The 19,025-nt window shown below is 72.8% G+C and carries 23 protein-coding genes; 20 read left to right on the top strand and 3 right to left on the bottom strand.

Annotation, left to right across the window (positions count from 1 at the left end; translation table 11 throughout):
* Positions 1-208 precede the first annotated feature (208 nt).
* Positions 209-637 carry a hypothetical protein gene (locus ACIA5F_RS29600; RefSeq protein WP_399358280.1) on the top strand — a complete coding sequence of 143 codons (429 nt, stop codon included), beginning with the start codon at positions 209-211 and terminating at the stop codon, positions 635-637.
* A gap of 360 nt (positions 638-997) precedes the next feature.
* On the opposite strand, the gene ACIA5F_RS29595 is transcribed toward ACIA5F_RS29600, so the two are convergent.
* Positions 998-1,777: a GntR family transcriptional regulator gene (locus ACIA5F_RS29595; RefSeq protein ID WP_399358278.1), complete on the bottom strand. Its 780-nt coding sequence runs from the start codon at positions 1,775-1,777 to the stop codon at positions 998-1,000.
* A 313-nt stretch (positions 1,778-2,090) separates the two neighbouring features.
* Between ACIA5F_RS29595 and ACIA5F_RS29590 the strand changes: the two genes are divergently transcribed.
* From ACIA5F_RS29590 to ACIA5F_RS29525, 14 genes are all read left to right on the top strand, one after another.
* A complete protein-coding gene (locus ACIA5F_RS29590; protein ID WP_399358276.1) occupies positions 2,091-2,405 on the top strand; it encodes a hypothetical protein in 315 nt (104 codons plus the stop codon).
* A gap of 348 nt (positions 2,406-2,753) precedes the next feature.
* Positions 2,754-2,912, top strand: a complete 159-nt coding sequence (locus tag ACIA5F_RS29585; RefSeq protein ID WP_399358274.1) for a hypothetical protein — start codon at positions 2,754-2,756, stop codon at positions 2,910-2,912.
* Entirely contained in the window at positions 2,912-3,205 is a 294-nt protein-coding gene (locus tag ACIA5F_RS29580; protein ID WP_399358272.1) for a hypothetical protein, read from the top strand. The genes ACIA5F_RS29585 and ACIA5F_RS29580 overlap by 1 nt, the downstream gene beginning before the upstream one ends.
* Positions 3,202-3,987: a hypothetical protein gene (locus tag ACIA5F_RS29575; RefSeq protein ID WP_399358270.1), complete on the top strand. Its 786-nt coding sequence runs from the start codon at positions 3,202-3,204 to the stop codon at positions 3,985-3,987. Before ACIA5F_RS29580 ends, ACIA5F_RS29575 begins: the two co-directional genes overlap by 4 nt.
* A 106-nt stretch (positions 3,988-4,093) precedes the next feature.
* Positions 4,094-6,319, top strand: a complete 2,226-nt coding sequence (locus ACIA5F_RS29570; protein ID WP_399358269.1) for an FtsK/SpoIIIE domain-containing protein — start codon at positions 4,094-4,096, stop codon at positions 6,317-6,319.
* A 184-nt stretch (positions 6,320-6,503) separates the two neighbouring features.
* Positions 6,504-6,995, top strand: coding sequence for a hypothetical protein (locus tag ACIA5F_RS29565; protein ID WP_399358267.1), 492 nt, complete (start codon positions 6,504-6,506; stop codon positions 6,993-6,995).
* A 5-nt stretch (positions 6,996-7,000) separates the two neighbouring features.
* Positions 7,001-7,351 (top strand): ParB/RepB/Spo0J family partition protein, encoded by a 351-nt coding sequence (locus ACIA5F_RS29560; RefSeq protein ID WP_399358265.1) that lies wholly within the window; start codon positions 7,001-7,003, stop codon positions 7,349-7,351.
* Positions 7,352-7,442: 91 nt separating this feature from the next.
* Positions 7,443-9,170, top strand: a complete 1,728-nt coding sequence (locus tag ACIA5F_RS29555; protein ID WP_399358263.1) for a DUF2637 domain-containing protein — start codon at positions 7,443-7,445, stop codon at positions 9,168-9,170.
* A 160-nt stretch (positions 9,171-9,330) separates the two neighbouring features.
* Positions 9,331-9,927, top strand: coding sequence for a hypothetical protein (locus ACIA5F_RS29550; protein ID WP_399358261.1), 597 nt, complete (start codon positions 9,331-9,333; stop codon positions 9,925-9,927).
* Between the two features lie 17 nt (positions 9,928-9,944).
* Positions 9,945-10,439: a hypothetical protein gene (locus tag ACIA5F_RS29545; RefSeq protein ID WP_399358259.1), complete on the top strand. Its 495-nt coding sequence runs from the start codon at positions 9,945-9,947 to the stop codon at positions 10,437-10,439.
* On the top strand, positions 10,436-10,861 hold the full coding sequence (locus tag ACIA5F_RS29540; protein WP_399358257.1) for an ATPase: 426 nt from the start codon (positions 10,436-10,438) through the stop codon (positions 10,859-10,861). The genes ACIA5F_RS29545 and ACIA5F_RS29540 overlap by 4 nt, the downstream gene beginning before the upstream one ends.
* A 172-nt stretch (positions 10,862-11,033) precedes the next feature.
* Positions 11,034-11,477, top strand: a complete 444-nt coding sequence (locus ACIA5F_RS29535; protein WP_399358255.1) for a hypothetical protein — start codon at positions 11,034-11,036, stop codon at positions 11,475-11,477.
* A gap of 225 nt (positions 11,478-11,702) precedes the next feature.
* Positions 11,703-12,290: a hypothetical protein gene (locus tag ACIA5F_RS29530; RefSeq protein WP_399358253.1), complete on the top strand. Its 588-nt coding sequence runs from the start codon at positions 11,703-11,705 to the stop codon at positions 12,288-12,290.
* A 147-nt stretch (positions 12,291-12,437) separates the two neighbouring features.
* On the top strand, positions 12,438-12,599 hold the full coding sequence (locus tag ACIA5F_RS29525; protein ID WP_399358251.1) for a hypothetical protein: 162 nt from the start codon (positions 12,438-12,440) through the stop codon (positions 12,597-12,599).
* A gap of 959 nt (positions 12,600-13,558) precedes the next feature.
* Here the strand turns inward: ACIA5F_RS29525 and ACIA5F_RS29520 are convergent.
* A complete protein-coding gene (locus tag ACIA5F_RS29520) occupies positions 13,559-14,197 on the bottom strand; it encodes a hypothetical protein (protein ID WP_399358249.1) in 639 nt (212 codons plus the stop codon).
* Between the two features lie 11 nt (positions 14,198-14,208).
* On the bottom strand, positions 14,209-14,976 hold the full coding sequence (locus tag ACIA5F_RS29515) for a hypothetical protein (protein WP_399358247.1): 768 nt from the start codon (positions 14,974-14,976) through the stop codon (positions 14,209-14,211).
* 423 nt (positions 14,977-15,399) lie between these two features.
* On the opposite strand from ACIA5F_RS29515, the gene ACIA5F_RS29510 reads away from it, so the two are divergent.
* The 5 genes from ACIA5F_RS29510 to ACIA5F_RS29490 all read left to right on the top strand — a co-directional run bounded on the left by ACIA5F_RS29510 (position 15,400) and on the right by ACIA5F_RS29490 (position 18,841).
* Positions 15,400-16,584 carry a hypothetical protein gene (locus tag ACIA5F_RS29510; RefSeq protein ID WP_399358245.1) on the top strand — a complete coding sequence of 395 codons (1,185 nt, stop codon included), beginning with the start codon at positions 15,400-15,402 and terminating at the stop codon, positions 16,582-16,584.
* Between the two features lie 214 nt (positions 16,585-16,798).
* A complete protein-coding gene (locus ACIA5F_RS29505; RefSeq protein WP_399358243.1) occupies positions 16,799-16,963 on the top strand; it encodes a hypothetical protein in 165 nt (54 codons plus the stop codon).
* 298 nt (positions 16,964-17,261) lie between these two features.
* Positions 17,262-17,534, top strand: a complete 273-nt coding sequence (locus ACIA5F_RS29500) for a hypothetical protein (RefSeq protein ID WP_399358241.1) — start codon at positions 17,262-17,264, stop codon at positions 17,532-17,534.
* Positions 17,531-17,809: a hypothetical protein gene (locus tag ACIA5F_RS29495; protein ID WP_399358239.1), complete on the top strand. Its 279-nt coding sequence runs from the start codon at positions 17,531-17,533 to the stop codon at positions 17,807-17,809. The genes ACIA5F_RS29500 and ACIA5F_RS29495 overlap by 4 nt, the downstream gene beginning before the upstream one ends.
* Before the next feature lie 465 nt (positions 17,810-18,274).
* The gene (locus ACIA5F_RS29490) at positions 18,275-18,841 is read left to right on the top strand and encodes a hypothetical protein (protein WP_399358238.1); all 567 of its coding nucleotides are present in this window, start codon (positions 18,275-18,277) and stop codon (positions 18,839-18,841) included.
* Positions 18,842-19,025: the final 184 nt, after the last annotated feature.

The following is a 19,025-nucleotide window of genomic DNA, read 5'->3' as shown; positions in this document are numbered from 1 at the left end:
GGCGCGGGGGGGGGTGGTGTGTTGTGCGCCGGTTCCCGCCCCCCCCCCCCCCCCGCGCCCGGCCGGGGCCGGGGGGGGGCCCCCCCCGGGGGGGGCGGGGGGGCCCCCCCCCGCCCCCCCCACCCCTCTGATCCTGAGACATCTCCGGACCGGCCGGCTTGTCCGTGGCCGGTCCGCCCGTGCCACCGTCTGAGGTGCCGTCCGACGTGTGCCCGCTCTCGCGCTGCTCGCGCAGCTTCTTCGTGCTGACACCCTTGGCCACACCACCCCTGCGGACTGTGCCCGCGGCCCGCTTGGCCGCACGCCGCTCCTCGACGCGCCGCTTCGCGATATCGGCCGCCAGGACGCCTGCGGGCAGCGGATCACTCCACTCGCCCCGGCCCGCGTACATCAGCGGCGCGTCATGCAGCTGGTAGACATTCGCCTCGTTCAGGTCCGGGTTCGCCCGGTCCTTCCGCTCGGTCACTGTCCACAGCCCGGCGACCTCCCCTTCGAGGAGCGTCCGGTCGAGCGTCGATACGGACCCGCCGAGCTGCGCAGCCAGGGCCTTGCGGTACGGGCGGCCGCGATCGGTGTTCCGGTCGCCGGTATCGGCGTAGGACACGAGGATGGCGTAGAGCGTCCGGCAGTTCGTTGAGTACCGCGGATCACACACCCACTGGTTGCACACCTGCCCGTACGGCAGATTCCCGCCGCGCCGTACCTCCGGGTACAGACTCACCGGGCCACCCCCGATCGGGTGGACCCGATGTCGCGACGGGCCTCGGACCGGTACCGGCCCGGGCCGTATTCAGCCGTGATCACGGCTGTCCTTTCCGGCCTCCCGGCGAAGTGTCCGCGTGATCATCGTCAGCGCGGGTACACTCGCAGGAGACCTTGCTAGGTCGCCCGCCGCCACTCCGGGATTCGCAGTCCCAGGTGGAGCACGGCGGGCATTTTCATGTGCTGTGCGGGTGAGACTACGCCCCGTGAGGGACGCTCCAGCTCACCTACGGGGCTATGAGGTTCGACTGGTGAGCGGCAGACGCTCGTAGACCAGCTCCATGCGGTCGGCCGCCCCAGTGATACGGGCTACCTCAAGCACACGCCCTTCCTGGTCGCGGGTGACGCGCTCGACAACGAGGACAGACACTCGGCTGCCCAGGGACAGCTCTGTCGCCTGCTCGCTGGTTGGCACCCAGACGGTCACTCGGTGGTCTGCCTCGGTCGGCAGGAGGCCGACCGTAGTCATCGCGGCCAAGATGCCGCCCGTGATCTTCCCGGAGGTGTCCAGGCCAGCAGTCCGCGCGATGTCGACCGGGTACCACGCATCCTGAATCTGGATCACCTCATCCCCGATCATGGCGCGGCGACGCCGAAAGATTACGGACGCACCGGGCTCTACTCCAAGGGCCTGTGCGATGTCGGCTGGTGCGATCGTCCGTTCCGGCGGCTGGACCGACATCCGGCCATCAAGCCCCTGTGCTGCGGTCGCGCGCTCCCAGGGGCCCTTATCGCCGGGGGCCATGGCCGACTCGTAGACGCTGAACGGGATACGAACCCGGCTCCAGCTGCGGACGACCGTGCCCACACCCGACTTCGAGGTCGTTAGCCCCTCCTCTTGGAGGAGTCGGTACGCGCGATTCGCCGTGACGATCGTCGTTCCGAACTGCTCACACACTGCGCGCATCGACGGCAGGGCATCCCCGGGCGCAAGTTCCCCGCTGCTGATCAGGGCCCGGAAGTGGGCGGCGATTTGCCCGTATCCACCCTCTCTGCCCTTCCTCCTGCCTTCCATCACGTCCTCCTGATCTCCGGGTTGATGTGTGCAGTCTAGTGCTTGACGTTCCTTAAGTATAGTGCTTCACTTAAGACATCGGAGGGCAGCACACAGCGGCGACCCGATTGCAGAGCGATTTCTGCTGCTCGCAGCGGGACCGCTCAGCACAGCAAGACCGCAGCAAGTGCACCCCCTGCACCAACCGGATCACCCACACCGCCTGACCTGCATGACCTCCCCGCCAACGGGGAGCGGCCCCGAACTCTCAGGTGCTGTAACACCCGGGCGGGGCCGCTCGTACGGACAACCCCTCAAACCCAGGAGTTGAACGATGGACAGCATCATCTCGTATCTGCACCCCGCCACACAGCCGCCGCCGGACACCACTCTCTTCGCCGTCGACCGGACCGGCCTCTCCGCGGTCCTCGGCATCGATGTCGACCTCGTCCTCGGCCCTGTCGGCCCCGAGACCGGCCTCGCTGAGTACACCCGCCTCTGCGCCCTGGTCGACATGGCCGACGCCGCCTTCATCGGCGACCTGGAACTGGACCTGATCGGCGGCCTCATCGACGACATGACCGACGACGACAACCGCCGCGGCTACGAGGACGACGAACTGGCCGCCGGCTGGGGGTGGGCGGCATGACCGCCCTGCGACGCCTGGTCAGGGCGCTGACCTCGTGGGCCTGCCCGAGCTGCGGCTGCCTCAACGGTGACAGCGACCTGTCGTGCGGCTACTGCTGAGCAGTGCCCGCGGCTGACTCTCGCCCCCGGATACGGGCCGCCCGCCGCGCGCAGCAGCGTGCGGTACGGGCCATCGCCGCCCGCGGCCCGGACCACCCGGTCACCCTCGCGTTCCTCGCGGCCGCCGCACTCACCGCGGCGGCCGCGTGGGAGGCAGGCCACCGGGTCACCGACCTCCACCCCGCACTACGCGCCGGGCCCCGACCGGGGCCCGGCGCTGACCAGACCCTTTCTGTCCGAGGAGCAGCAGATGACGATCATGACGCTCGCTGATTTCCGTGCCGACCATGGTGACCCGGTCGGCTGGTCGGTCGCCGACCACGACGAGTACACGGTGCTCTCCGAACTCTCCCCGCCGGCGCGGTTGGCGGCGGAGCTGGCGGCGCAGGCGGCGGGGGGTGGCCGGTGATGGCGTACGGACAGGTGCGTATCGCGCTGGTGGACCGGGTGGTGGACGCGGGTTCGCGGCTGGCGCGGGCCGGGCGTGTCGCGGTCCGGCTGCTGACGGTGACGCGGATGCGCCCCACGGACATCTACGCCGCGCTGGCGACCGCGAGGTTTCTGGCGGCGCACGAGCTGATCGGGGCGGCCGCGGACGCGGTCGAGGCGTCCGGTGACCCGGACATCGAACTGATTGACCTCCGTACGCCGATGTGGTTCGGCGCGATCACGCTTCACAACGACGAGGAGACCCAGGGATGAGCACCATGGCATCGGGCCCGTACGACTGGCAGGCCGAAGAAGTCCCGGACGCGTCTGGTGCGCGGGTGCCCGGGTCCCGTGGCGGGTCGGCGGGGGAGCGGGCGCGGGTGCGCCGGGCACGGGCGGTGTCGGCGCAGGCTCCCCGGCAGGTGCCCGTGGACTCCTCCGGTCCGGGGGCGGAGCAGCTGCACGGCGGCCCGGCCGGGTCGGGGGTCGGTGCGTCGCGGGTGACCCGGACCGCGTCGGCGGCGGGGGCGTTCGTCGGCGGTGTCGCCGGGGCGGCGGCCGGGTCGTTCGTCCCTCCGGTGACCGTCAACTACACCCGCAACGGCGGGAACGGGGACGGCGGGAACGGCGGTGGCGGGGGTGCGGGGCCGGCTGACGGCGGTGCGGCGGACCGGCACCAGGGTGACCGGATGATCTACGCGATCGAGCGGATCGAGATCCGTTCCGACAAGGACATCCTGGCGCTGGCGAAGGCCATCAACCACCTCGGGCGTGAGCTGCACCTGATCCTCGGGATGCGGGCCGAGGAGATCAACGGGGTGCTCAGCACCTACAAGGGCAAGTGGTACCACTTCGGCACCTCTTCGCGGGTGAAGGCCCGGCTGGTCTCCGCGCACCTGAAGGTCAGCGCGGAGGCCGCGAAGGCGCTCGGTGTCGGCGCGCTGAAGATGGCCGCCGCGTTCGACCGGCACTTCGTCAAGCCGGAGCAGGAGGCCAAGCGGGCCCGCTCCGGCAAGGCCGCCCCGAAGAAGACCTTCACGATCGGGGAGAGCTGATGGACGGCTTCGAGTGCCTGCTGTGCGGGGCGCCGGGCGTCTTCCCCTACTGCTCGACGGCCTGCGAGATCGCCGACAACCCTGACGTGTACGAGGAGGGAACCCGATGACGGGCCGTGAGCCGACCAGGGGCGAGATCGTCCCGGCCGGGAAGAGGGCCGGGGGGGCGGTGGGCGGGTACGTCCTGGCGAAGGCCCTCCCGTACACCCCGCCGTGGATCGCGGCGGCGACGCTGCCGCCCCTCGCAGGGGGCGCGGTGAACCTGCTGTGGGGCGACGGCGCCCTGTCCGCCGGCCTGGCGTCGGCGGGGATCGCGCTGGGCGGGGTCGGCCTGTCGGTCGTCACGTGGAAGGTGTCCGGCGGGAACACGAAGTTCAGTAAGTTCCGGCGGGTGCAGGCGACGGCGACGGTCGCGGCCGGGATGGGCTGGCTCACCTGCGCCGTGTCCGCCGGCCCGTTCGGCCGCCCGATGCTCGACCTGTGGCTGATGGGCGGCGCGCTCGTGGCCGCGTCGTGGAACGCCCGCCAGCTCATGGCCGGTGCGGGCGGGGGCCCGGAGGTCGAGGAGACCAACGGCGGCGGGACGCTGGCGAAGCTCCAGCAGGCGATCGGCTGGGAGAAGGTCAGCGTCAAGGACGCCAAGGGCACTGGCAAGGGAAGCGTCAGGGCGGCGATCGAGGTCGGGCCCGGCGGGACGATCGCCGCGGTCCAGTCGACGGCCGCGACGGTGGCCGCCGCGCTCCAGGTCCCGCCGTCCGGGGTGGTCGTCACCCCGGACCCGGAGGACGCCTCGCGGGGCACGGTCTCCCTGCGGGTCGCGGACCTGCTCAAGGACGGCGTGGCGTTCATGCTGCCGACGGCGTTCGGGCTGCTGCCGACGGAGGACATCCCGCTGGGGATGTACGCCGACGGAGAGCTGTGGACGGTCAGTCCGTTCGCCGCGAAGATCCTCCAGCACGTCCTGGTGATGGGCGTCACCGGGGCGGGCAAGTCGGAGCTGCTGCGTACCCTCCTGGCGCACCTGGCGACCCGGCAGAAGATGAGCGTCATCCTGGTCGACCTGGCCAAGGGCCGTCAGACGGTCGGTCACCTGGCCGACGCGATCGACTGGTTCATCCAGGACGCGAAGGAGGCCAAGCGGCTGGTGAAGTCGCTCCCGGCCGCGATCAAGGCCCGTGGTGACGTCCTCGCGGCGGAGGGCCTGGACCAGTGGGAGCCCCGGTCGTCTCTCAACGCGGTGATGGTCTGGATCGAGGAGGCGGCGGACGTCGCGGACTTCTCCGAGCTGGAGGAGACCGCCCGCAAGGCCCGCTCGGTCGGGATCTGGCTCGGGATCAGCCTCCAGCGCGCCACCTGGGGAAACCTGTCCACGGACATCCGGGCCAACCTCCAGGGCGCGGTGTGCATGGGCGTCAACGACGCGGGCGACGCGGGGTTCTGCCTGCCGGACTCCGTCACCGCCGCCGGGGCCGTCCCCGCGTGGGGCTCGGACCGGCCCGGCTACGGCTTCGCCACCGGCATGGGCATCCGGCAGGACCGGTGGACGATGGAGACCCGCTCGTCCCTCACCGACCGGGACGTCCTCGCGGCCCTGGTGGCCGCCGCCGCCCCGTACCGCGACCCGCTGGACGAGGCGACCGCTGCCGCGCTCGGGCAGGCGTACGCCCAGCGCACCCACAAGGGCACCAACCGGCTGACGCCCGGGGTCGAGAAGTCGGCCGCAGCGGCGACCGAGGCGCTGCGCGCCGCCGTCGCCGCTGCTCCGCCCGGATCGGTGGCCATCCCCGCCCCGGCGCCCGGCGTTTCCGCCCCGGCTCCGGTCACGCGGAAGCCCGCTCCGCCCGCACCGGTCCCGGCTCCGGTACCCGCACCGGCCGCACCGGCTCCGGCCCGCTCCGCCGACCCCGTCGAGGACCCCGCCATGGACGACGACACCGACATCGAGGAGACCACGGCCGTGGAGATCCAGGACATCTACGACGACATCATGAGCGGCATCCCCGGTGACCCCGAGCCGGACGCCGACTACGCGGGTATCGGCCTGGACGGCGATGTCCCCGAGGCCGACCCCGAGGGCGGCATGGAGTTCGAGGCGCGGGCCCGCTGCTCCACCGAGGAGGCCCGCCACCTCCTCTACTCCGAGCTGGACGGCTGGGTGCGGCACCAGCGGCTGGAGTTCGAGCCGGCCGACCTGATCCCGGCGACCGTCGCGGCCGGGCGGAGGCGCCCGTGGATGCAGGGCGAGCTGAAGCGGCTGGTGGAGGCCGGGGTGATCCGCCGCGATTCCCACGGCTCCTACACGATCGTGCAGTCCCCGCTCGTCCCCGCCTAGCCGTCACGGACCGTGACGGTCTGACAGTCACGGCCGGGCCTGACTTCCGACAGTCAGGCCCGGCCGGGGCCTAAGGGGAAGTCACGGAAATCCCTGCTGAAAGGCCCTGACAGTCGCTCTGACTGTCAGGAATCCCCCTCCCTGACATTCCTCTGACAGTGACTCACCGTAAGGAATCCGAGTGATGGTTCAGCCCCCCGAAACCGGCGCCGCCGACCAGGCCGCCGCCCTGATCGCGGCCGTCGAGGCCGCCTACACCCCCACCGGGACGGCGCCGGTCGCTTACCGGGACGCCTCCCCGCTGCCCCTGACCGGCCCGACGCCGCCGGTCGCCCAGCCCGGCCGCCCGCCGATGTCGCAGCGGGCCACGGACGCCTCCGCGCTGATGCTCGCCGCCGGGGTGGCCTCGGTCCCGGCCGGCGGCTCGGCCGCCCTGGTCCTGTGGGTCCTCGGCCAGGTCGACCCGCTCGTCCTGGCCGTGGCCGGTGCCGCCCCCGTCGCGGCCCTCGTCGCCCTCGCCGGGGTGATCAGCCGCGCCCGGCAGGCCGCCGGGGCGGCCCCCGCCACGCACCACCACCACTACACCGGCCCGGTCCGCCAGGAGCACACCCACATCGCGACCACCACGCGCGGCGTGATCGCACGCAGCACCACGGCCACGCAGAGCGGCGGGTGAGGGGCGTGCCGTACCGAGGCTGGATGCCCGCCGCGCTGCTGCGTGACGACAAGATCCGCCCCACCGAGTACACCCGCTGGGCCGACGCCCAGCGGCGGTTCGCCCGGCGTGAGAAGGACGCGGCGATCATGACCGGCCTGCTGGATTCCATCCCCCGCCATGGCCTGACCGTCCCGATCGTCCTGGGTGTCTCCGACCGCTACGGCGACGTCTACGTGGCAGACGGCCACCACCGCGCCGTCGCGCTGATGGCTCTGCGCGCTCCCCGGTTCCCGTTCCACTGGTACTGGATCAGGTCGGCCGGAGTCCGTATGGAGGATCAGCCCTTCCCCTACGCCCTGCTCGCCGACAACTGACACCTGCCCCCGGACCGCACCGGTCCGGGGCCGCCGGGCGGACCCTCCGGTCCGCCCGGCACACCACCAGATCGAGCAAAGGACCACAGACATGACGATGACGATCGAGCCGGGGCCGGCCCTCGCTGCGGGCACCACGGCCACCGACCCGGGCGTGCCGGGGACGCCGTGGTCCGTCACCACTCCGGCGGCCGGTGTCCCGGCTCCGGGAACACCGGCCGGTGTTCCGGTCCGGCGCTCCGGTGCTCCGGCCGGACGGGAGGGCGTTCCGGCCGGGCACACGGTGGCCGCGCCCGGCTCCGCCCCGGCCCCGGCCCCGGCCCCGGTGGCCGGGAGGGTCACTCGGCTGCTGGCGGTGGCGGCCCTGCTGGGCATGATCCCGGTGACCGTCATCGGGTTCGCGGCCTCGTACACCACGGTCGCGGCCAAGGCGGAGGCGGCCGGGTTCGCGGCGTGGCTGGCGCCGTGGATTCCCATCGGCCTGGACGGGGCGATCCTCGGGTTCCTCGCCCTGGACCTGTACATGACGCGCCGTCGGACTCCCTGGCCGCTGCTGCGGTTCGCCGCCCACGGCATGACCGCGGCCACCGTGCTCATCAACGCGGCTGCGGGCGCCACTGGGGCGGCGGAGGCCGGGGCGCTGCCGGGTCCTGTGCGGATGTTCTGGCACGGTCTGATGCCGCTGCTGTTCATCGTGGGTGTGGAGGCCGTCCGGCGCCTGATCGTGCATGCCTGCCGGCTGGAGGACGGTACGGCCATCGACCGTATCCCGCTGCACCGGTGGGTGCTGTCGCCGTGGAGGACGCCGCGGCTGTACCGGGAGATGAGGCTGGCGGTCATCCGCAGCTACCCGGAGATGGTGGAGCGCAGGAGGGCGCTGGAGGGCTACCGGGTGTGGCTGAAGCAGGAGCTGGGCGGGGACCTGGCGGAGGCGACCGATGAGCAGATGCTGCCGATGACGATGGCGGGCCAGGGCTACACCGTGGAGGAGGCTCTCGCGCTCCCGGCGAAGTGGAGGGCGGCGGCGGAGGAGCGCCAGCGTGCGGAGGCGGACCAGGTGCACGCGGAGGCGGAGCGAGGGCGGGTGGAGGCGGAGCGCCAGCGTCAGCAGGTCAAGGCGGACCGGCTGCGGGCGCTGGCGGACGACGCCGACATCGAAGTTGCCGTGCACGAGCAGGCGGCCAGGAAGGCGTCCGCGGCTGCGACTGCGGAGGCCGTGACGGCCGGGGCGAGGTCGGAGGCGGGGGCGGCCAAGGCGGCGGCGGAGCACCGCCGTGTGGCGGCGGAGCGGCAGTCCCAGGTGGAGACGCAGGCGCTGGAGTCGGCGCAGACGGCCGCCGCGCGCCGCAAGGCGGCCGAGGACAACGCGTCGGCGGAGAAGGCGGAGGCGGAGGCGGAGCGTCAGCGCGCGGAGGCGGTCAAGTCAAAGGCGGAGCGTCAGCGTGCGGAGGCGGAGTCTCTGCGCCAGGCCGAGGTGAAGGAGCGGACCGAGGCCAGGAAGGCGGAGGCGGAGCGGGAGAAGGCGGTGGCCGCGAAGGAGGCGGCGGAGGCGCGGTACGAGACGACTCTGATCGAGGCACGCGCCCAGCAGGCCGACGACTTCGCCCGTCTGAGCCCGCGTGAGCGCTCGGAGCGGCAGGTGGCCCGGATGATCCTGGCTGCCGGAGGCGACCCGGAGGCGGTCCTGCTCAGCACGATCATGGAAGTCCTGGGCCTGAAGCAGACCGCCGCCGGTGACATCCGCAAGGGGGCCGTGGTCCTGCTGGACGGCGGCTACCAGCCGACCGGGCTGGAGACCATGATGGATGCCGAGTCCTGACGGACCAGCAGAACGGCGAGGCCCGGAGCGATATCGGCGCTCCGGGTCTCGTGTCTTTTCTACCTGATGCGGGGTGGGGTGCCGCACCCCCTTCCCAAAGTGACGAAGGTTCGTTACTGTTCGATGTAACGAACCTTCGTTACATCGAGAGGGGTCCTCCATGACCGCGATCAATATCAACGACCACCACACCCTGCCCACCGCGAAGCCCAGCGGGCTGACGCTCAGCCAGGTCCAGCGGGGGCTGGCCTTCCACGAGGCCGCTCACGCGGTGGTCGGGATGTACATCGGGATGAGCTGCGAGCGGGTCTCCGTGCACCGGCTGACCCGTGACGGGCGGTCCGGATGGTCCGGGGTCACGACCTGGGCCCACTGCGCCCCGGTGTCGGAGTTTGGGTTCGCGGTCCAGGCCGCCGCCGGGGGAGCGGCGGACCGCCGCCAGCTCGCCGCCGCCGGCCTGCTCACCGCGGTGACCCTGGACTCGTGCGACGCCTCCCACGACCGGGACACCGCGGTCTCCGTCCTCGCCGCCGCCGGGTACACCGTCGTCCTCCAGGGCGCGGCGCCCGGGTACGGATGCACCTGGACGGAGGTCGAAGAGGCGACCGAGGCCACCCTCGATGACCTGTGGGAGGAAATCACCGCCGTCGCCCTGGCGCTCCTCGCCACCGGCGATCTCACCCTGACCGGGGCGCAGGTCTCCGCCGCCGCAGGCATCCCCAACCCCACCCCCGCCCCCCTGCCCACGACGACCTGACCCTTGACGGAGCACACGTGTCCCTCACCTTCGAGAGCGGCGGCGACGCCACCCACCCCGGCGGACTCGACATCCGCATGACCCTCACCGCCGAGGAGTACGAACTCCTCGGCGCCGACGCCGTCCAGCTCGGCCGCGACTGCTTCGCCCTGCTGATGGCGGTTTCCCGGCTCCGCCAGGGCCGGACCCTGACCCCGGACGAGATGCGGGAGTACGGGCCCGTCCTCTCCGACTACCTGGACGGCATCGCCGCCCTCGGCGGCCACCTCCAGCCCCGCGTCCAGGGCGCCCTGGACGCCGCGGTCCGCGCCCACGCCGAACACAGCGGCACCATTGCCGACCTCACCCGCGCCCTCGGCACGCCCCGGTCCACCGCGCAGTCCCGCCGCCTGGTCGTCACCAGGCGCCCACCGGACGGCTGGGAGACCTGGGCCGTCACCCCCTACCCGCACTCCACCGGCGCGGACGTTGCCGCCGGGACCGCCGCTGACATCGAGGAGAAGAAGTCATGACCGTCGCTACCGCTGTTGCCGTGCCGGACGTCGAGATCGTCTCGTACGGGCACCTGCACGGGCCCTCACCGGAGGGTCTCCACATCGACCTCGACCTCAGGCGGCACTTCCGGGACCCGCACCGGGTCAGCCCGCAGATGAGGGAGATGACCGGCCGTGACCTCGCCGTGAGCCGCCTGGTCCTGGACACACCCGGCATCCCCGAACTGCTCCGGGCCACCGCTCTCCAGGTCCTGGCGTTCCGCGCCGGACCGTCCGCCGGCCCGGTCCGCGTCGGCGTCTCGTGCGCCGGGGGCAAGCACCGCGCCGCCGCGGTCGCCCTGGCCCTCCCCGGCCACATCCGGGCCGCCCACCAGGGCGAGGACGACCTGGTGGTCACCGTTGCGCACCGGGACATCGACCGGCCCGTAGTCCACCGCTGACTCCTGGGCGACAAGCCGTCGTGCTCGTCCTCCTGGCCGTCACGCGCGACGGCCAGGACCGATTCCCCAACTGCCGTGATCTGCCCGGGAGTTGCCCTTGCGTCGCTGTACAGGTTTCCGTACAGTTCTCTTTGTGCAGAAACCTGTACAGGCCCGAGCTAGGGAGAACGCCATGGAGTCGCTCAGCTACCGCATCGGTCCCGACGCCCGTTACGGCGGCACGGACATCACCATCAGCCTCACCCCGGAGGAGTCGGCCGCCATCGGCTCCGCCGATATCGCCACGCTGACCGACTGGTTCGACACCGCCCTGTGGGCCCTGGCCGCGATGCGGACCGGCCGGAGCTACCGGGGCCCGGAGACGTCCCGTCAGATCGGCGCCGGAGACGCCTACGACATGATCACCGGCCTCGACCACCGGCTCCTGCCCCGGCTCCAGGCCATCCGCGACGCCGCGATCCGCCGCCACGAGGAACTCGGGGGGACCGTCCAGGAACTGGCGACCGCCATGGACGTCGGCCGCAGTACGGCGCAGTACCGGCGCGTGGTCCTCAGGGACAACCCCGCCGCGTTCGACGGCTGGGCCACCACCCCCGTGGTCCACGGCGAGCGCTGACCGACCCGGGGCGGCCGTCCACTGCCAGGCGACCGGCCGCCCCTGCTCTCCATCCCGCAGAACACGAGAAGAGGAGAGACCCATGGTCTCAAACCCCATTACCATCGCCACGTTCGCCGCCGTGTTCGCGACACTGTGGGTGGCCCACAGTGTCGGGGACCAGATCGTTATCGCGGCACCCACCGTGTCCGCTTCGGCTCGTGTCGCGGATGTGGCGGTGACCCGATGAACCGTTCCATCGAGCGACTCGCTCTGTTCGGCGGCCTGTTGGCCGCCTTCGGCGAGATCCATCCTTTCTGTGATCACTGGGCACAAGGGTCGACGACGGCGAAGTGCAAGCGCTTCTACGGCGAGCACCTGGTCTATCTTGACGGCGTGGCTGTCGGCGAGGAGAAGACCCCCCGCACCGGCGAGCCGACGATGACCGCCTCCGTCCGGGGCCGCCGTGCCGTCGCGCTGCACGTCGCCACCTACACCGCGATCCAGACCGGCGCGGCCGTCGCCCTCACCAGGGCCTTCGGCTACCGCGTCCCACCCTCCGCACTCCTGGCCGGCGCAGCCATCAATGGCGTGACGCACGCGGCGATCGACCGCGGCGCGCTGTTCCTGTGGCTCGCGGACAAGACGGGCCAGCGCGGCTACGTCGAGCACTGCCAGGCGGTACGCCTGGACAAGGAAGGCGAAGCTCACGCCGAGATCAACGGCCCCGGCACCGCCTGGATCGAACTGGACGCCGCGCTGCACCGGATCATCGGCGTCGGCGCCGCGGCCGTCACCACTTGGCTCGCCACACGCAAGCGAGGCGGCAAGTGAGACACGGCAAGAAGGCAGCGACAAAGCTGGGTCCAGACGTCGGCGCAGAGCGCCAAGAAGGGCCAGCACGACCGCAACCCGGGCCAGTCCAGCCGCGTCGGGCGCCTCGCCTGCACCCGCCACGTCATCGGCCTGACCCTCACCAAGGTGCTGCTCCTGGCCCTGTCCGCGATCGTCCTCGACCTGCCGCTGACCGTCGTCGGCGTCACCGTCGGGCTCGGCCTGGACGCCGCATCGCACTGGTGGGCGGAACGCCGATCCAGCCTCGCCTGGCTCGCGAAGGTCACCGACAGGACGGAATGCCCTTGACCAGGCATTTCGCGCCTTCTTCCTCTTCCTCGCAGCCCTCCTGATCGCCGCCCTGTGATCCCGTCCCAAGTCGACCGGTCGCGGCGGGCCTTGTTCCCGTTCTGTTGGCTGGTCTGTGTGTGGGGGTGGGGTCGGTACGGTGGTGTCCGGTGTCCTCCCCGCGGGTGTGGGGTCGGTACGGTGGTTGGGTTCTGTCGGGGTCTGTTCCTGGTTGAGGGGAGTTTCGGGTGGTTTCTGTTTCTCATCCGCTGGCGGGGGTTGTGGCGGGGGTTGTGGCGGGGCGGGTGTACACGCTCCGGGAGGTGGCCGGGCTGCTGGGGGTCGCGGTGGCGGGGTTGCAGGGCATGGTCAGGCATGGGTGGTTCCCGGGGAGCCGGTGGGAGTCGCTGGCGGGTGGCGGGCGCCGGTACACGTGGACGGGGCGGGAGCTGCTGCGGATCGCGGGCCGGCCTGTGGAGGTGTCGTATGACCATGAGGTGTTCGCGCCCGCGACGCTGTACCGGGTGGGGTGCCGGTGCGGGGTGTGTGTGGCGGCTCATGGGGAGGAGAGCCGGGTGCGGACGCGGGCGCTGGCGGAGGGGAGGTTCACGGGGGTGCAGCGGGAGCGGGTGCTTGAGCTGGTCGGTGGGGGGACGCCGGTGGCTGTGGCGGCCGGGGAGGCGGGGGTGAGTGTGCATCAGGTGTACGGGAGGGCGTTGTGGGACCCGGTGTTCGGCGAGGCGCTGGACGGGGCCGGGTGGGCGTTGTGCGTGCTGGGTGAGACGGAGCCGCGGTGCGGTACGGCTGCCGCGTACCGGGGGAGTACGTCCGGGTCGCTGCGGCCGGGGTGCCGGGGGACCGGGTGCCGGGAGTGGCGCCGGGGTGCGTCGGAGCGGGAGCGTGGTGTGGTCCCGGCCGGTGTGCGGCCGGGACCACGCTGAACGGGTGCTGAACGGGTGCTGAGCGGGTGCTGAACCCGTTCAGTCCTCGTGGGTTTCCGCGTTGTCGCGGAGTGCGGTGAGGTGGGCGAGGAGGCCGTGGCAGACCACCACGGGGTAGTTGTCCAGGCCGAGGAGGGGTTCGAGGATCTCGCGCTCGATCTCACGGAGCCGTTCGTCGGTGGTGCCGGGGCCGATCTCGTAGTCGTCGGCCTCCAGGCCGTTGACGACGGCGTCGAGGTCCCACTGTCCGACGAGGTCGTCGGCGGGGAATCCCTGGTCGCCGTCGCCGTCGCCGTCGCCGGTGCCCGGCCGGAGCCGGCCGAGGATTTCCGCCTCGGCGGCCTGGGCGTCGTCGCCGAGGACGGCCCTGTACTGGTCGCCGTCCCACTCCTGTGTCCAGTCCGCGAGGACTCGTCCGGCCAGGGGCAGCAGTTCGCCCATCAGCCGGTTCGCGGCGGCGGCGGTCAGGACGGGGACGGGGTAGCGGCGCTCGAAGCCGTGGAGGACGCTGCGGGGGACATCGTTGCTGACGGAGCTGTCGTAGTCGGCCAGGAGGCTGGCCTCGCGCAGGTCGAGTTCGATGTAGGCGGGCTGGGCCTGGCTCCGGCTGGTGAAGTGCCGGAACAGTTCGTCGGGGCGGGTGCAGGCGATGACGCGGACGGTCTGCCGGGTGTTCATGGCGGGGCCTTTCAGGCGGTGGTGCGGGAAGGGGCGGTGGCGGCGGTGGCGGTGGCGGTGATCCATCCGGGGACGGTGCGGCGGCTGATGCCGGTCAGGGCGGACAGGCGGACGGGGCCGCTGTTGCGTGCGTGGTACATGCGGTCCCGCAGGGTCTGTTCCGCGCGCGCGAGTTCGTCCAGGAGGAGGAGGCGGTGGGCCCCGGCGAGCGCGACCTGCTGTTCGGGGGTGAGGGTGCTCCGCCGGGGCCGGGCCGCGCCGTGGGCGGTGAGGCGGCCGGCGAGTCCGTGCCAGTCGTAGCGGTCGGCGGTGCCGTCCTGGCTCTGGTCCTGGCTCTGGTCCTGGGCGGGCTGGATGTGGCCGGCGGGGGGCAGCGGTGCGGCGCGCAGGTGGGTGGCGTCGCTGATGTCCCACCAGGTCAGGTGCGGGCCGGGTGGCCGGGGGGACCGGTCCAGGACGGTGAGCGCGCAGGTGTGGCACTCCTGCCACAGGCCGGGCAGGGCGGCGGGTGTCCGGGGGTGGCCGCGTTCGCACAGGACCGGGACGGCCCAGGTGAGGCGGTAGGCGGCGTGGGTGCGGTCGTGGCCGCACGCGTCGTGGTCGGGGTGGGGCTGGACCCGCAGGACGGGGGCCTGTGCGGCGACGGCCAGGGCCGCGCCCTCGGCGGTCGTCCGGCCGACCGGGATGCGGCGGATGTCCAGGGCCTGGGCCAGGGGCTGGGCGGGTGCCGCGCCGGGGGTCGGCTCGACCATGACGGCAAGCTGGTAATCATCACTCACGGGAACCTCTTCTCTTTCGACATGGGAAGTATTTCCCACATCCGGCGGGAAGCGCAAGCCATCTGACGGAAGTTCACCTGCGGGGGCCGGGCCGGACCCCGGACCCCGCACACCGCCCCCGGACCCGGAGGCGGCACCGCCCGGGGGCTCCCGCCCTGACGGACGGCTGCTCACGGCCCGGCACCGGCCGCCCGGACGGACCGGCGGGCCCCGGCCCGGAGGCGGCCGGGATTCACCCTCCCGGGTGAACCTTCGTCTCGCGTTACGCGGGTGCGGGTCTGGTGGTGTGCTCTCAACCCTGGCTGGAATCACGGCACTTGACACTTACCGTGATGTACCGGCATGTTCCGGGCATGGCCCGGTGGTCGGGTGCGTCCGGTGTGCGATGGGAGGTGCGTTCCGGTGTGCGGGGAGCGGCGTGAGGTGTTCGACGAGGCGGGGGCGGCTGTCCGGCTCAGGGTGTCGTTGGCGGCGTGGCGGTGGGCGGCGGGGTCGGGCCTGGTCCCGGCGGCGGATGCCGGCGAGGGCCGGTGGTCGCGGGTGGTGGTGGAGTCGGTGGATGCGGAGGGGGTGCGGGCTGGGTTGCGGGGGCCGGTCCCGGCGTGCTGGGCGGCGGAGCGGCTGACGGAGGCGCTGGGGGTGCCGGTGCCGCTGCGCCGCCCTCGGGTGACGGCTGCGGCGGTCGGGCATCTGGTGCGCGCCGGGTATCTGGTGCGTCTGGGCGGGGAGCGGGAGTTCCCGGATGTGCATCCGGATCAGGTGGCCGCGCTGGCCCGGCGCCGGGACCTGCCTGCTGTGCTGGACCGGTGTGTGCCGCTGGGGCCGGGTGAGGCGGCGGTGCGTCTGGGGGTGCGCCGGACGGATTTCGATCATGTGGTCCGTCTCGGCTGGGTGTCGCCGGTGGGCAGGGTGGACGTCGATCTCGGCCGGGCGTGCGGGGGTGTGGTCGAGGTCCCGCTGTATTCGGCGGTGGATGTGGCGTTGCTGCCGGTGGTGCGGCCTGCGGTGGACTGGTGGGGGGTGCGCCGGACGGGTCCGGGCCGCCGTTCCCTCCTCGCCGTGCTGCTGCCGGTGGTGCCGGGTGGGGACCTGGTGGAGCTGGGGGAGGTGGCCCGGATCGCGGGGGTGGGGCGGGTGGCGGTGACGTCCTGGCGGCGGCGCCTGCCCGGGTTCCCGCCCCCGGTGGCGGGCCAGGGCACCGGGGTGCGGCCGGTGTTCGAGCGGCGGGCGGTCGTGGCCTGGCTGCTCGCCGCGGGCAGGCTCGCGGTTCCGGGCGCGCCCGGAACGGCGAGCCTGCGGGTGTCCGGCGCGGGGACGCGTACGGGCGCGGTCCGGACGGTCCGTCTCGATGACCCGGTGCTGGTCCTGGCGGAGGCGGTGACCGGGACGGACCGGGTGTCCGGGTGGCTGCCGGAGACCGGCGCGGATGTGCTGGACGTGCTGGGGGAGGGTCCGGCCGGGCTGGCGGTGGAGCGGCTGACGGCGCCCGGGGCGGGGGCGGTGGGGCTGGGGGTGCTGGGCGGGGCCCGGGTGTCGGAGCGGGTCCGGTCGGGCGGGGGCTGGTGCTGGGTGGAGGTGTCCTGGCCGGCCCGGGTGCGGGGGCGGTAGGAGCAGCGCGTGCTCCTGGTCCTCGGCGCCGGGCCGGGAGCGGTCTCCGGGTTGGGGAGGGGTCTCGTCCCACGTGTCCCACGCGTCCCACCGGCCACGGAATTGGTGGTTCTTCCGCGGGGGTCGGGTTGTTGCCCTGGTACTGGACTGGGCGGTTATCTGTGGGTCCGGCTGTCCGGCCGGACCACCACGGTACGAAGACGGAGGAGGGGTCATGCCGTACGGCGAGGACGGGGACCACTACGAGGACTGCCCTGCGCACTGGCGGGAGGGTGACCGGTGCCGGTGTGAGGCGGTCGACCGGGACATCGAGGGCTGGTACGAGGAGCCGGGCGACATGGCCGAGCGTGAGTGGGGGTGCTACAGCAAGGGCCGGTAGACCGGTAGATGTGGCGAGGGCCAGGAGCGGCTGCTCCTGGCCCTCGTGGTGTCCGGCTGTTCCCGCTGGTAGGAGCGGGGCGGCCGGGTTCGTGGGGTTCTTGGTCCCGTGGGTCATCCCCGCGGTGCGCGGGGACCGGGTGCCCCTGTGTTAGCGGGTCTGTCTGGGCAGTGGGTCATCCCCGCGTGTGTGCGGGGAGTTGTTGTGCTGGTCGGATTGTGTCATGGGGGCGGGTGTCGTGGGGGTGTTCGGGGGGTTCGGCTGTGGGGTTGGGGGTGGGGTTGGGAGAGTGGGTGGTATGGATACAGCGGGTGTGGGTGGGCGGGTGTACGGGTCGGAGCGGGATGATCCGTATCCGTACCGGGTGGCGGGCCGGGAGTACCGGGAGTTGTGCGGCGGGGCGCTGGATGGCCAGTGGGCGGATGTGACGGGCTGGTCCGCGGGGGAGCTGGGGGCGGGGGCGGCGCTGATCACGGAGGACGGGTCCTGGGGGCCGGGTGGGCGTGCGGTGTACGGGCCGGTGGAGGAGGACCCGGACGGGGTCTGGCACTGGGAGGGTGATGTGCCGTGAGCACACAGGAGAAGACCGGCGGCGGCGGGGTGTTCGTCTTCGCGGGTGACACGGGGGCGCTGGAGACGTGGCTGCGCGGGCGGGGCTGGGGTGTTGTGCGGGGGCTGGGCGGTGCTGACGGTTCGTATCTGGTCCAGCGGTTCTCTCCGTACGACGCGACGGGGGTCCGGCCGGGTGAGCGGCTGGTGGTCCGGCCGGACGGGACGATGGGGGTGACCGGTCCCCGGAGTGCGGTCCGGTCCCGGCGGCGGTACGGGAAGGTCCGCGGGAGGTAGCGGGTGCCGGGGGGCCTGCCGGGTGAGGGCGGGGTCACCGCCGTCACCTCCGAGTGCGTCACGGTCCGCCTCGGTGGTGGCCACGTCCAGGACGTCCAGGACGTCCCGGACGCGCCGGCTCCGGGGCACCGGCCAGGTCGCTGCCCGCCTCGGGTGCCGGGCCGGCCTCCGCCCGGGGCCGGTTCGGCCGCTGGGGGGGTCACCGCCCGGTTCTGCGGGGGTCCGGCGGCCGGGGCGCGGCACGGTTCGTGTCCGCCGGGGTCCGGGCCGCCGCCGCGCGTCGTCCGGGGCGTGGCCGCGCGTCGTCCGGGGCGTGGCGCGTGGCGCGCGTACCTCTCCGTCCGCGGGTCCCGCTCCCCCCTGTCCGTGTGAGGGGGCCGGGTGCTGGGTGACCCGGGCCACCCGTACAGCTTGACGCCGTACAGCGTGAGGCTGTACGTTGGGGGTGTCGCCCGAGGAGGAGAGTTGCTGATGAACGTGGTCCGGATCAAACTGCGGTGGGACAGCGAGGACGCTGCGGCGCCTTACGACGTTGTCGATCTCGATGTCCTGTCGCCCCGTGCGCGTACCCTCGCCGAGGCTGTCGCCGCGGCTCCCCAGCAGACGGCTGCTGATATCTGGATGGAGCACGAGCGGCCTCTGCGTGAGGTCATGCCGGACTGGCGGCTGTGGTACACGGAGGAGGTGGCGGACCGGCCGGAGCGGCGGTCGTGGCGCGGTTGGGCCTGGTATCCGGCCGGGTCGGCGGTGGACCCGGTGGCCTACCTGGAGCGTGAGGCGGGGAAGATCCCGCCGGACTGGCACGTCCTGGGCCACATGCCGGATACTCCGGTGGCCTCGCTGGAGGCCGGTGCGGGGGATCAGGGCATGACCCGGGACATGGTCCTGCGCTATCTGCGCGGGCACGGGCGGCCTATCGCGGTTTCCACGTGGTCGGCGTATGTGGCGCGCGGGCAGGCGCCGCGGCCGGCCCGGCATGTGGAGCGGACGCCGCTGTGGGACCGGGCGGACATCGACCGGTTCCTGGGCTGACATCCCCAGGGGCCGGGACAACGGTGAGGGCCAGGAGCACATGCTCCTGGCCCTCACTCCGGTTCCGGGGCGAACCCCCGCTAAGGGCCGGTGGGGTGGGTGGTTGAGGGTCTGTCAGGGCGCCGCGGGTGCGCCGTGGTGACGTCCTGGTGCGGCCGGGGGTGGTTGTGGTCGGTTCGTGGTT

Origin of the sequence: Streptomyces sp. NPDC051567, from assembly GCF_044454165.1 — a bacterium.
Lineage (GTDB): Bacteria > Actinomycetota > Actinomycetes > Streptomycetales > Streptomycetaceae > Streptomyces.
This window is presented reverse-complemented; position numbering and strand designations above follow the sequence as displayed.